Source organism: Dactylosporangium sp. NPDC051541 (genome assembly GCF_044454505.1).
GTDB lineage: Bacteria > Actinomycetota > Actinomycetes > Mycobacteriales > Micromonosporaceae > Dactylosporangium.
In genome coordinates this window covers 232,629-244,524 of record NZ_JBITDU010000001.1, presented here as the reverse complement: position 1 = coordinate 244,524, position 11,896 = coordinate 232,629, and the positions used below count along the sequence as shown (strand labels likewise).

General features: G+C 71.4%; 12 protein-coding genes. 3 read left to right on the top strand and 9 right to left on the bottom strand.

From position 1 onward, the window contains the following. Positions 1–3 precede the first annotated feature (3 nt). On the top strand, positions 4–498 hold the full coding sequence (locus tag ACIA8L_RS01150) for a low molecular weight phosphatase family protein (RefSeq protein WP_395899137.1): 495 nt from the start codon (positions 4–6) through the stop codon (positions 496–498). On the opposite strand, the gene ACIA8L_RS01145 is transcribed toward ACIA8L_RS01150, so the two are convergent. Beyond that, on the bottom strand, positions 473–1,909 hold the full coding sequence (locus ACIA8L_RS01145; protein ID WP_395899135.1) for a polysaccharide biosynthesis tyrosine autokinase: 1,437 nt from the start codon (positions 1,907–1,909) through the stop codon (positions 473–475). The genes ACIA8L_RS01150 and ACIA8L_RS01145 overlap by 26 nt on opposite strands. A 116-nt stretch (positions 1,910–2,025) precedes the next feature. Between ACIA8L_RS01145 and ACIA8L_RS01140 the strand changes: the two genes are divergently transcribed. Then, on the top strand, positions 2,026–3,780 hold the full coding sequence (locus tag ACIA8L_RS01140) for a polysaccharide biosynthesis protein (RefSeq protein WP_395899133.1): 1,755 nt from the start codon (positions 2,026–2,028) through the stop codon (positions 3,778–3,780). On the opposite strand, the gene ACIA8L_RS01135 is transcribed toward ACIA8L_RS01140, so the two are convergent. Both ACIA8L_RS01135 and ACIA8L_RS01130 read right to left on the bottom strand, forming a co-directional pair. Beyond that, positions 3,740–4,684: an NAD-dependent epimerase/dehydratase family protein gene (locus ACIA8L_RS01135; RefSeq protein WP_395899131.1), complete on the bottom strand. Its 945-nt coding sequence runs from the start codon at positions 4,682–4,684 to the stop codon at positions 3,740–3,742. The genes ACIA8L_RS01140 and ACIA8L_RS01135 overlap by 41 nt on opposite strands. Before the next feature lie 72 nt (positions 4,685–4,756). Next, positions 4,757–5,821: an NAD(P)-dependent alcohol dehydrogenase gene (locus tag ACIA8L_RS01130; RefSeq protein WP_395899129.1), complete on the bottom strand. Its 1,065-nt coding sequence runs from the start codon at positions 5,819–5,821 to the stop codon at positions 4,757–4,759. Between the two features lie 101 nt (positions 5,822–5,922). On the opposite strand from ACIA8L_RS01130, the gene ACIA8L_RS01125 reads away from it, so the two are divergent. Next, the gene (locus ACIA8L_RS01125; protein WP_395899127.1) at positions 5,923–6,825 is read left to right on the top strand and encodes a helix-turn-helix transcriptional regulator; all 903 of its coding nucleotides are present in this window, start codon (positions 5,923–5,925) and stop codon (positions 6,823–6,825) included. 6 nt (positions 6,826–6,831) lie between these two features. On the opposite strand, the gene ACIA8L_RS01120 is transcribed toward ACIA8L_RS01125, so the two are convergent. The 6 genes from ACIA8L_RS01120 to ACIA8L_RS01095 all read right to left on the bottom strand — a co-directional run bounded on the left by ACIA8L_RS01120 (position 6,832) and on the right by ACIA8L_RS01095 (position 11,882). After that, positions 6,832–7,446 (bottom strand): NADPH-dependent F420 reductase, encoded by a 615-nt coding sequence (locus ACIA8L_RS01120; RefSeq protein ID WP_395899125.1) that lies wholly within the window; start codon positions 7,444–7,446, stop codon positions 6,832–6,834. Then, positions 7,446–8,048, bottom strand: coding sequence for a malonic semialdehyde reductase (locus ACIA8L_RS01115; protein WP_395899123.1), 603 nt, complete (start codon positions 8,046–8,048; stop codon positions 7,446–7,448). The genes ACIA8L_RS01120 and ACIA8L_RS01115 overlap by 1 nt, the downstream gene beginning before the upstream one ends. A 102-nt stretch (positions 8,049–8,150) precedes the next feature. Then, positions 8,151–8,624, bottom strand: a complete 474-nt coding sequence (locus ACIA8L_RS01110; protein WP_395899121.1) for a MarR family winged helix-turn-helix transcriptional regulator — start codon at positions 8,622–8,624, stop codon at positions 8,151–8,153. Positions 8,625–8,645: 21 nt separating this feature from the next. After that, positions 8,646–9,512, bottom strand: a complete 867-nt coding sequence (locus ACIA8L_RS01105) for an LLM class F420-dependent oxidoreductase (RefSeq protein ID WP_395899119.1) — start codon at positions 9,510–9,512, stop codon at positions 8,646–8,648. Then, the gene (locus tag ACIA8L_RS01100; RefSeq protein WP_395899117.1) at positions 9,509–10,510 is read right to left on the bottom strand and encodes an acetamidase/formamidase family protein; all 1,002 of its coding nucleotides are present in this window, start codon (positions 10,508–10,510) and stop codon (positions 9,509–9,511) included. The genes ACIA8L_RS01105 and ACIA8L_RS01100 overlap by 4 nt, the downstream gene beginning before the upstream one ends. Further along, positions 10,503–11,882 (bottom strand): APC family permease, encoded by a 1,380-nt coding sequence (locus ACIA8L_RS01095; RefSeq protein ID WP_395899115.1) that lies wholly within the window; start codon positions 11,880–11,882, stop codon positions 10,503–10,505. Before ACIA8L_RS01095 ends, ACIA8L_RS01100 begins: the two co-directional genes overlap by 8 nt. Positions 11,883–11,896 lie beyond the last annotated feature (14 nt).

The window sequence follows — 11,896 nt, the reverse complement described above, 5'->3', positions numbered from 1 at the left end:
CTGATGCTGTTCGTCTGCCGGGCCAACCGGTGCCGGTCCGCCATGGCCGAGCGGCTGGCCCGCACCCTCGGCCTGGACGCCGCGAGCGCCGGCACGCACGCCGTGCCCGGGCTCGAGCTGCCGGAGCACGCCCGGACCGTCCTGCTCGAGCACGGCGCCGACCCGGAGGGCTTCACCAGCCGCCGGGTGGTGCCGTCGCTGCTGCTGGGCGCGTCGCTGATCCTGACCGCGACCCGGGCCGAGCGGGCGCACTGCGTGACCCTGGCCCCGGTGACGGCGGCACGGACGTTCACGCTGCGCCAGTACGCCCGATACGCCGCCGCCGTGCCCGACGGCCCGCTGACGCTGCGGGAGATCGGCGCCGTGCGGGGCCGGCTGCAGCCCGGCAAGCCGGCCGACGACGACCTCGAGGACCCCTTCGGCGGCCCGATCGAGGGCTTCCGCGTCTGTGCTGACACGATCGCGGACATCCTCAGGCCCCTCGCGTCCCGGCTTTGATCGGCGCCGGCTCGTCCTTGGGCTGCGCGGGCGCGGCCGGTAAGGCGCGCTGGGGGCGGTCGGCCTCGGCCGGGCCGTAGTAGGCGTAGGTGTAGCCGTCGCCGTTGCCGCCCTTGGCCCCGTTGAGCACGCAGCCGAACAGCCGGGCCGAGACCGCCTCGATCGCCTCGACCGCGGCCTGGGCCTGGGTGACCGTCGTCCGGCCGGCCCGGGTCACCAGCACGGCCCCGTCGGCCCGGCTGGCGACCACGGCCGCGTCGGTGACGACCAGCAGCGGCGAGGTGTCGACGACGACGTACTCATAGTCCTCGCTCACCTCGGCCAGCAGGCGGGTCATCTGCTGCGAGCCGAGCAGCTCGCTCGGGTTGGGCGGGATCGTGCCGCTGCACAGCACGAACAGCTCCTGCTCGCCCCAGCGCTGCACGGCCGTGGCCACGTCGACCTGCCCGACGAGCACGTTGGTCAGGCCGACCGCGCCCTCCAGGTCCAGGTACTCGGCCAGCTTCGGGCGGCGCACGTCGGCGTCGACCAGCAGCACCCGGTGCCCGGCCTCGGCGAGCACGATCGCCAGGTTGCAGGCGATCGTGGACTTGCCCTCGTCGGGCAGCGCGCTGGTCACCACGACGCAGCGGGCCCGCCGGTCCGGGTCGACGAACTGCAGGTTGGTGCGCAGGTGCCGCATGGCCTCGCCGCGCGGCGACCAGGCCGCGTCCTCCACGAGCAGCGGGGATTCGATCGCGTGCGTGTCGTGCGGTACCGCCGCCAGGATCGCCTTTTTGGTCGCCTGACGCAGCGCCGCGACCGACCGGATGCTGTTGTCCAGCAGCTCCCGCAGCACCGCGGCGGCGGCCCCGGCGACCAGGCCGAGCAGGATCGCGATCGCGAAATTGCGGGCCGGCTGCGGGCTGATCGGGTCGGTGCTGACCGACGGCCCGGTGACGACGTCCACGCGCACGGTCGGGCTGGTGCCGCCCGGCGGGGTCTCCAGGGTCGCGACCAGCTCGGCGAACTTCGTCGCCACGGCCTGGGTGACCCGCAGGGCGCGGTCGCTGTCGGTGTCGATGACGGTGACCTCGAGCAGCACGGTGTCGGGCACCGTGCGGGCGCTGATCCGCTTGCGCACCCCGGGCGCGTCGAGCCCGACGGCCGGGTCGGCCGCGACCGCGCGGGCCAGCCGGTCGCTGCCGACGAGGTTGACGTATGAGCGGGCGCGCTGCTGCGAGAACAGGCCGCCCTGATAGGCGTCGGTGACACCGCTGCTCGGGGTGCTGACGAAGAAGGTGACGCTCGCGGCATAGGTGGGCGCCGTCTGTGCGGTCACCACCACCGCGGCGACCAGCGCCAGGCACGCCGTCGTGGCCACCAGCCACCAGCGTTTGCGGACCGCGCTGACGTAGTCGCGCAGCTCCATGCGCCATGACCTCCCGTAGCCGCTTGCTCCACCCAGCGTGACATCTCGACCGCAGGTTCGGGAGCGATACGGGCTTTTACGCCGAAATGGGACTCTCGTTCGTGAAGAATCGTCGCGTGGACGATCACCGACCCGCGGGGCCCGGGGACTGGCCGGCCGACCTCTACGCCTGGACCGGCGGGCTCGCGCTCGCCGTCGCCATCGCACCGTCGCGGCCGCCGCTGGCCGCCGCCGCGGGCACCATCCTGCTGGCCGCGGCGCTGCACTCGGCGGTGGCGTGGCCGGTGCAGCTGTACCGGCGGCGCTACGAGTACGCCTCGATGGCCTTCTTCCGCGCCCTCGCGGGCACCGTGGTCGTCGTCTGCGGGCTGCTGCTGGTGCTGGCCCCGGCGTCCGGGCTGATCGTGCTGCTCGGCAGCGGGGCCGGGCTGGTGGGGATGGTCGCGATCCGCTGGACGCGGCTGGCCCGGCGGGCCCACTCGACCGCGAAGGCGCCCGTCCTGATCTACGGGGCGGGTGCGGCCGGGCATCGGCTGCTGCGGGCCATGCAGCAGGACCGGCACTGCCGCTATCGCGCGGTGGGCTTCCTGGACGACGATCCGCGCAAGCATCGGCTGCGGATCTCCGGCGTGCCGGTCCTGGGCGGGCGGCCCTCGCTGCGGCGGGCGTTGACGTCGTCCGCCGCGTGCGGCGTGATCTTCGCGGTGCGCAACGAGGACGGGGCGCTGCTGGGGAGCCTGCGGACCGAGATGTCCGAAATTTCAGGATATTTCTTGAAAGTCTTGCCGTCGCTCGACGACTCGCTCGACGTCGGGCAGGTGCGGGATGTGGAGCTGGCCGACCTGCTCGGGCGGCGCCAGATCGACACCGACCTGACCGCGATCGGCGACTACCTGACCGGCAAGCGGGTCCTGGTCACCGGGGCCGGCGGGTCGATCGGCTCGGAGCTGTGCCGCCAGCTGCACCTGTTCGCCCCGGCCGAGCTCATGATGCTCGACCGCGACGAGTCGGCCCTGCACGCGGTCCAGCTCTCCATCCACGGCCGGGCCCTGCTCGACGACCCGTCGCTGATCCTGGCCGACCTGCGCGACGCCGCCACCATCCGGCAGATCTTCACCGACCGCCGGCCCGAGGTGGTCTTCCACGCGGCCGCGCTCAAGCACCTCACGCTGCTGGAGCGGCACCCGGCCGAGGCACTGCAGACCAACGTGCTGGGCACGCTGAACGTCCTGGAGTCGGCGCTCGCCACCGGCGTGCAGCGGCTGGTCAACATCTCCACCGACAAGGCGGCCGACCCGACCAGCGTGCTGGGCTACACGAAGCGGATCACCGAGCGGCTCACCGCCCACCACGGCTTCCTCAACGTCCGCTTCGGCAACGTGCTGGGCAGCCGCGGCTCGGTGGTGATGGCGTTCAAGGCGCAGATCGCCGAGGGCGGGCCGGTGACGGTGACCGACCCGGACGTCACGCGCTACTTCATGACCATCCCCGAGGCCGTGCAGCTGGTCATCCAGGCCGCCGCGATCGGCTCCGGCGGCGAGGCCCTGGTGCTCGACATGGGCACGCCGGTGCGGATCGCCGACCTGGCCCGCCAGCTCATCGGTGACTCGCGGGTCGAGATCGTGTACACCGGCCTGCGCCCCGGCGAGAAGCTGCACGAGGAGCTCCTCGGCCGGGGCGAGGCCGACGTCCGGCCGCTGCACCCGCTGATCTCACACGTCCAGGTGCCACCGCTGGCCCCGGTGCTGGCCCGGGCCCTCGTCGCTTCGTCTCACGACGCCACCGCGCTCGTCGGTGCGATGGCCGACCTGTGCGTGGTGCCCGCCGTCGTCATTGACGTGCCGACGCTGTCTGCCGCGCGTACCAGCTGACGGTCTCGGCCAGCCCCTCGTCGAGGGGCACCGGGCCGTGGCCGGGGAACAGCTCCTGCAGCCGGCTCGACTCGGCCTGGGAGTCACGCACGTCGCCGGGGCGGGCCGGGTCGAAGACCACCTCGACCGGCCGGTCCACCAGCACCCGGATCTTGTCGACCAGCTCCAGCAGCGAGGTCCGGGTGCCGAAGGCCAGGTTCACCGGCGTCGGGCTGGTGACCCGGCGCACCGCGGCATCGGCGAGCAGCTTCGCCACCGACCCGACGAACGTGAAGTCGCGGGTCTGCCGCCCGTCGCCGTGCACGTGGACCGGCTGCCCGCGCAGGGCGGCGTCGGTGAACGTCGGGATGACGGCCGCGTAGGCGTGCCCGACCGACTGCAGCGGCCCGTAGACGTTGAAGAACCGCAGCGCGAGCACCGGCAGCCCGTAGGTCGCCCCGTGGGCCAGGATCGCCGACTCGGCCGCGAGCTTGCTGGCCGCATACGGGCTCTGCGGCCGGGTCGGCAGCTCCTCGTGTTTGGGCAGGGTCTTGGTCGGCCCGTACACCGACGACGAGGACGCCGCGATGATCGGCGTATTGCCGACCCGGCAGGCCTCGAGCACGTGCATGGTCCCGTTGGCGTTGACCAGGTGGCTGCGCATCGGGTCGGCCACCGAGCGCGGCACGCTGGGCCGGGCGGCCAGGTGGATGACGACGTCGGCCTCCCCGACGGCCGCGTCGATCGCGGGCCGGTCGAGGATGCTGCCCACGACCAGCCGCGCGCCGACGCCGTCGAGGTTGTGTTCACTGCCGGTGCTCAGGTCGTCGAACGCGACGACCTCCGACACCCGTGGGTGCGCGGCGAGCTCCCGGCACAGGTTGCCCCCGATGAACCCGGCCCCGCCGGTGACCAAGACTCTCATCGTTCAAGTCCAACGGCATTTTTTCCCAGCAGATACCGCTTTTCCCCCAAATCGGACCAATCGGTTTTTTGTTTAGCCGTTAGACCGACCCTGGCTCAGACCGGACGTGTCTATCACGAACCGGTAGCGCACATCGGAGGCGAGGACCCGCTCGTAGGCCTCGTTGATCCGCTCGACGCCGATGACCTCGATCTGCGCGCCGAGGTTGTGCTCCGCGCAGAAGTCGAGCATCTCCTGGGTTTCGCGCAGCCCGCCGATGATCGAACCGGCCAGGACGCGGCGCTGGAACAGCAGGGAGCCGGCGTGCACCGACATCGGCTCGGCCGGGGCGCCGACGGTCGACAGGACGCCGTCGACGGCCAGGAGCCCCAGGTAGGCGTCGAGGTCGAGCGGGGCGCTGACCGTGTTGAGGATCAGGTCGAACGAGCCCGCCAGGGCCGTGAACGTGTCCGGGTCCTCGGTGGCGTAGTAGGCGGTGGCGCCCAGAGCCAGGCCGTCCTCGCGCTTTTTCAGGCTTTGCGACAATACCGTCACGTCGGCGCCCATCGCGTGTGCGAGCTTGACCGCCATGTGGCCGAGCCCACCGAGGCCGACGACCGCGACCCGCTTGCCGGGCCCGGCCCCCCACCGGCGCAGCGGCGCGTAGGTGGTGATCCCGGCGCAGAGCAGCGGCGCGGCGACGTCGAGGGCGAGGCCGTCCGGGATGCGGCAGACGAACCGCTCCGTGACGACCACCGACTGGGCGTACCCACCCTGGGTTATCTTGCCGTCCCGACCGACGGCGTTGTAGGTCTGGACGTTGCCGTTGACGCAGTATTGCTCCTCACCGCGCCGGCAGTTGACGCACTCACCGCACGAGTCGACGAGGCACCCGACCCCGACCCGGTCCCCGACCGCGAATTTGGTCACGGCGGACCCGACCGCGGTGACGATCCCGGCGATCTCGTGGCCGGGCACGACCGGATAGTTGGCCGGCCCCCACTCGTCGCGCACGGTGTGGATGTCGGAGTGGCAGATCCCGGCGAACTTGATGTCGATCCGCACATCATGCGGCCCGACCTCACGCAGCTCGATGGTGTGCGGGACGAGCGGCTCGCCGGCGGACAGCGCGGCGTAGGCGGCGACAGTGTTGGACATGTGCTCCATGGTTGGCCGCTTCCCGGGCTCCGGGCAGATTCTGCGAAGGGGGTACTGCCAGTGGCTCCTTCGTTCGGTACCGGCCTCGTACGGTTGATGACGTGGGAGAACCGAAGGAGACGGCCGCGGCCGCGCGCCGGCAGATCCGTGAGTTCCTGGCCACCCGCCGCGCGCGGCTGACACCGGAGCAGGCCGGCCTGCCCGTGTACGGCGGCAACCGCCGGGTCAAGGGCCTGCGCCGGGAGGAGGTCGCCACGCTGGCCGGCATCAGCGTGGAGTACTACATCCGCCTGGAACGCGGCGAGGCGGCCGGCGTCTCCGAGTCGGTCCTGGACGGCATCAACCACGCCCTGCAGCTCGACGAGGTCGAACGCGCCCACCTGCTCGACCTGGTCCGCGCCAGCGGCGGCACCCGCCCGCTCCGCGTCGTCGCCACCCGCCCCGGCCTGCGCCCGCCGATCCAGCGCATCCTCGACTCGATGACCACGACACCGGCGCTGGTCTACAGCGGCCGCCTCGACATCCTGGGCGCCAACGCGTTGGGCCGGGCCCTGTTCGCCCCGCTCTACGCCGACCCGCTCCGCCCGGTCAACATGGCGCGGTTCGCCTTCCTCGACCCGGCCGCCCGCACCTTCTGGCGCGACTGGCCCACCATCGCCGACGACAACGCCAACGCGCTGCGCGTCGAGGTCGGCCGCAACCCGTGCGAGTGCGACACCGACCTGACCGCCCTGATCGGCGACCTGTCCACCCGCAGCGAAGACTTCCGCACCCGCTGGGCCCGCCACGACGTCCACCTCCACACCACCGGCGTGAAGCGCATCCACCACCCGGTCGTCGGCGACCTCGAGCTGCCCTACGAGGCCACCCCGCTGGCCGCCGACCCGGGCCAGACCCTGCTCATGTACACCGCCGAGCCGGACACCCCAAGCGCCGACGCCCTCCGGCTGCTGTCCAGCTGGGCCGCCTCCGAACAGCCCGAGGACCACTCGACCCGCCGCTGACACCCGTCAGAGTGGTCGTTCGACGAGGTGGCGCAGGACGAGCGGGCCGGGCACCTGGATCAGGCGGCCGCCCTCGTCGATGCGGCCCAGCTGCACAGCGGCCAGCCCGAGCGCACCGGCGAGGGCGGCGATGCGGTCGCCGGCCGCCGGCTCGTCGGCCGCGATGAAGACCACGCGCCGGCCGGCCCCGGCGTCGAGCTCGGCGGTCAGGGTGGCCGCGGGGAGCTGGTTGAAGGCTTTGACGACGGTCGCGCCGGGCAGCATGCCGGCCGTGTAGTGGGCGGACGCCCGGCCCTGGAGGACATCCTCGGAGCCGGGACTGTAGTGGGCGTTGGTGGTGTCGACGACGAGCTTGCCGGTCCAGTCCGGCCGGGCGGCACCAACCTGAGGGATCGCCGGGAACGGGACGGCCAGGAAGATGATCTCGCGCTCCAGCGCCTCGGTCAGCGACAAGGGCCGGAGGGCGGGCCCACGCGAGGCCGCCAGCTCGCGCAGGGAGTCCGGGCCGCGCGTATTGGCGATGCCGACCTCGATGCCGGCCCGCGTGAACAGTTCGGCCAGGGCGGCTCCAATCTTGCCGCTGCCGACGATGGCGTAGCGGTCAGTGTCAGTCGCGTCCATCAGGCCCACCGCACCACGTCGTCGTGGGCCAGGCGCGGCAGGCGGGGGAGCCAGGCGTCCGGGCCGGGGTGGCCGATGTTGACGACCAGGATCGAGCGCAGCCGGCCGTCCGGGAAGAACTCGGCATCCACGCCGGCGGTGTCGAAGCCGCCCATCGGGCCGGCGGCCAGGCCCTGGGCGCGCACGGCGAGGATGAAGTAGCCCGCCTGCAGGGTCGCGTTGAACGAGGCCGTCCGCGCGCGCAGGGTGTCGTCGCCGGCGTAGACGTCGCGCAGTTGGGGGCGGAAAGGCAGTACCGCCGGGATGTGCTCGTGAAAATCGGTGTCCATGGCCAGCACGGCGACCGCGGGGGCGGCCGCCGTCTTGGCCCGGTTGCCCTCGTTCATGTGCGTGACGAGCCGGTCGCGGCCGGCGCCCGGGCGCACGTAGAGCACGCGCAGGGGCTGCGAGTTGGCCGAGGTCGGCGCCCACCGGGTCAGCTCCCAGATCTGCGTCAGCTCGGCGTCGGTCACCGGAGTGGCGGTGAAGGTGTTGGCCGTGCGGGCGCCGGTGAAGAGCAGGTCCTTGGCGGTGTCGTCCAAGCGCTGCAGCGCACAGGTCATGACTGCCTCCCTTTGGTTGATGTGTTAACCAAAGCCTAGGCCGATTTGGTTAATGCATCAACCAAAGTGTGAGCGGCGTCGCTCAAACGCCGGCGGCGTCGCTCAGTCGTCGGCGGCGTCGAGGGCGGCCAGGCGCCGGCGGACCTTGTCGGCGATCGTGGCCAGGGTCCGCAGCTCGGCCGCGGTGAGCTGGTCGATCACCGCCTCGCGGGCGTCGGCGACGTGCCGGCGGGCCGCGGCGGAGATCAGCTCCCGGCCCGCGGCGGTGACGGTGACGACCGCGCCCCGCTGGTCGGCCTGGGACCGTTCGCGGGTCACCAGGCCGCGGCCCTGCATGCGGGTCAGGTGCTGGGAGAGCCGGCTCTTCTCCCACTGCAGCCGGTCACCGAGCTCGAACGAGCGCAGCCGCCCGCCGACCGCCTCCGACAGGTGGGCCAGCACCTGATAGTCGGCGTGTGACAGGCCGCAGCGGGTGCGGAGCCGGCGGTCGATGAAGGCCGACAGGCCGTCCCCCATCGCCATGAGGCCGCGCCAGGCGCGCTCCTCCTGCTCGTTCAACCACCGCGGCTCCGTCACACCGCCCACAGTAGGGCGACCTCAGATGGAGGCCACCCGCGGCAGGATCTTTTCGGCCAGGCCGTTGGCGAACTCGACCGGGTTGCGGTCGGGCATGGTCATGACCTCGGTGATGCCGAGGGCCTTGAACGCTTCCACGTCGGCCAGCCAGGCGTCCGGGTCGACCAGGGCCGGCCGGGTGACCAGGGCGGTCTTCACGATCGAGTCGTAGTCGCGGCCTTCGGCCCGGCAGTGTTCGCGCAGGACGTCGAGCTTGTGGGCCAGGTCGTCGGCGGAGGTGCCGAAGAGGTTGCAGGCGTCGGCGTACTTGGCGACCAGGCGCAGCGTCTTCTTCTCGCCGCCGCCACCGATCATGATCATCGGGTGGGGGGTGCTGATCGCGGCCGGCGAGTTGATGATCTCGGCCAGCTGGTAGTGCTTGCCGTTGAACTCGCCGCCCTGGCCGCTCCACATCTGCAGGGCGATCTGCAGCGTCTCCTCCAGGCGCTCGAAGCGCTCGGCCATCGGCACCACGGGCACGCCCAGGCCACGCTGCTCGCGCTCGTACCAGCTGGCCCCGATGCCCAGGCGGGCGCGGCCGCCGGAGAGGACGTCGAGCGTGGTGACGATCTTCGCCAGGAGACCCGGGTGGCGGTACATCACACCGGTGACCAGCAGCCCCAGCGTCATCTTCTGCGTCAACCCGGCCACGTAGCCCAGCGTCGTGTAGCCCTCCAGCATCGGCTCCTCGGCCGGGGCCATCTGATCCATCTGGAAGTAGTGGTCCATGACCGTGAACGAGTCGACGCCCGCCTGCTCGGCGATGGTCACGGTCTCGCGCAGCGTGGGGCCGATCGCGGTGGGCTCGGCGGGGTTGGAGAAGTTCCAGTAGTGCAGACCTAGCTTCATAGCCCCATTGTTGCCGCGCTCTCCCGCAGCCGCGCGTGAACACCGTCGTACGCGCGGGCGCCGCGCAGGTAGCGCTTGGCCACCTTGGCGACCATCGTGTAGTTGGTGTCGCACACGTTGCCGACCGGCGCCTCGCCGGCCTGGCTGACGAGCTGCAGGGAGTCGAGCTCGTCGAGGCCGGTGAGGCCGCTGACCCAGGTGACGAGGTCGTGCTGGCTGATCCGGTAGGCGTCCTCGAGCGGCCGGGCCGAGCCGGTGCTCATGATGCACTCGTCGGACTCGAGGCGCGGCCACGGTGTCGGCACGCCCTTGAGCAGCTCGACGATGAGCGTTGTCCGCATCGCGCACTCGACGGCCACCCCGCTCACCTCGCCGTGTCCCTGGCGCGCATGTCCGTCGCCGAGCGCGAACAGTGCACCGTCGACGTTCACGCCGAAGTAGGCGGTCACGCCGGCGCGCAGTTCGGGTGTGTCCATGTTGCCGCCGTGCGCGTCCGGTGTGATCGTCATGCGCGCTTCGAACGCCGCGGGTGCCACGCCGACCGTTCCGTGCATCGGATCGAGCGGCAGGTCCACCACGAAGTCGCTGTTGCGCGCGCTGAAGCGAGCGATGTCGTCGGACAGCTCGTACACCCAGACACGTTCCTCCAACGGCGGCTGCAGCGTGGCGGTGTGTGATGTCGATGTGAGCGCGCCGAAGTGCGGGAACGTGCTCGAGACGGCCCAGTCCCGCGCGGGCTGCAACCGCACGAAGTGCAATGCCAGCGTGTCGCCCGGCTCCGCGCCCTCGACGTGGAACGGTCCGCTCACCGGGTTCAGGAACGGAAACCGCACGACGTCGGTGGGCAGCGTGTCCGGGCCGGTCACGCGGGCGCCGAAGCAGTCCTCCGTGTACACCCGCAGGGCGTCGCCCGGCCGCACGCGGCGCACCGGCGCGCGGCCGCCGAACGTGTACGCCAGTTCGTCGGCCGACGGTTCGTAGACGTGCAGTTCAGTCATTCGCCTGTCCCGAGAGTTGAGGGCGGCGGCCGGTGGCGTAGAGCACCGCGAGGATGATCACGCCGATGCCCAGCCAGGTGAAGCCGAGCATCTGGGCCGCGACCTTGGCGTTGATCACGACGTACAGCAGGATCGCGAACCCGATCAGCGGGAACACCAGGTGCCGCAGCCAGTCCCGGCTCCCCCGGCGCACCACATGGTGCCAGAACACCGACACGTGCAGGGCCAGGAACGCGGTCATCGCGCCGAAGTTGACAAGCGTCGACAGCAGCGTGATCCCGTCGTCGCGGGACCACATGTACAGCCCCAGCCCGAGCGACACCACGGCGACCACGAAGGTGGCGTTGACCGGCACCCGGTGCCGCCGCGAGATGCGGGCCAGGAACGACGGCAGCTGCCGGTCGCGGGCCATCGCGTACAGCAGCCGGGACGTGGCCACCTGCGCGACCAGGGCGTTGGCGAACCCCCAGGCGACCGCGGTGGCGACGGCCGTCAGCGTGGCCAGCCAGGCCCCGCCACCGACCCGCGCGGCGTCGTAGAACGCGGTCCCGCCCGGATCGCCCTCGTCGAGCAGCTTCTGCGGGTCGGGCACGAGCAGCGCGGCGACCCACGTCTGCACGATGAACAGCACCCCGGCGAGCGCGAGCGCGGCCACCATCGACCGCCCGATCTGCCGGGCCTCGCCCCGGTGCTCCTCGGCCAGCATCGAGATACCGTCGAACCCGAGGAACGACAGGACCGCGATCGAGACCGCGCCGAAGACCAAGGGCCAAGAAAAGGTCTCGCTGTTGTACAGCGGTGAGGTGTCGAATCCCCGCCCCTTGCCTTGCGCGAGGGCGACGACGCCGATCACGAGGAAGATGAGGAGCACGACGAGCTCGCCGATCAGCATGAACTTGTTGACGATCGCGGTGAGCTGAATGCCGAGCAGGTTGACCACGGTGTTGAGCACCACGAACGCGACCAGCCAGGCCCAGATCGGCACCGCGCTGACGACCGAGTTCATGGCGACACTGGCGACGAGGTACAGCAGGCTCGGCACCAGCACGTAGTCGAGCAGAATCACCCACCCGGCCAGGAACCCGACGGGCGCCGCGATCCCCCGCCCGGCGTAGCTGTAGACCGATCCGGCCATGGGGAACGCCTTGACCATCTGCGCATACGAGAGCGCCGTGAACACCATGGCCACCATGCCGATCGCATAGGCCAGGGCCACCATCCCGCCGGACCCTTGAAACACACCCCCGAAGATCCCGAACGGCGCGATGGGCACCATGAAAATCAGCCCGTACACCAGCAGATCAGTGAACGAGAGGGAGCGCTGCAGCTCCTGCGTGTATCCGAACCGCTCGATCTCCGGAGGTCCCGCCATGCTGGCCAACGGTA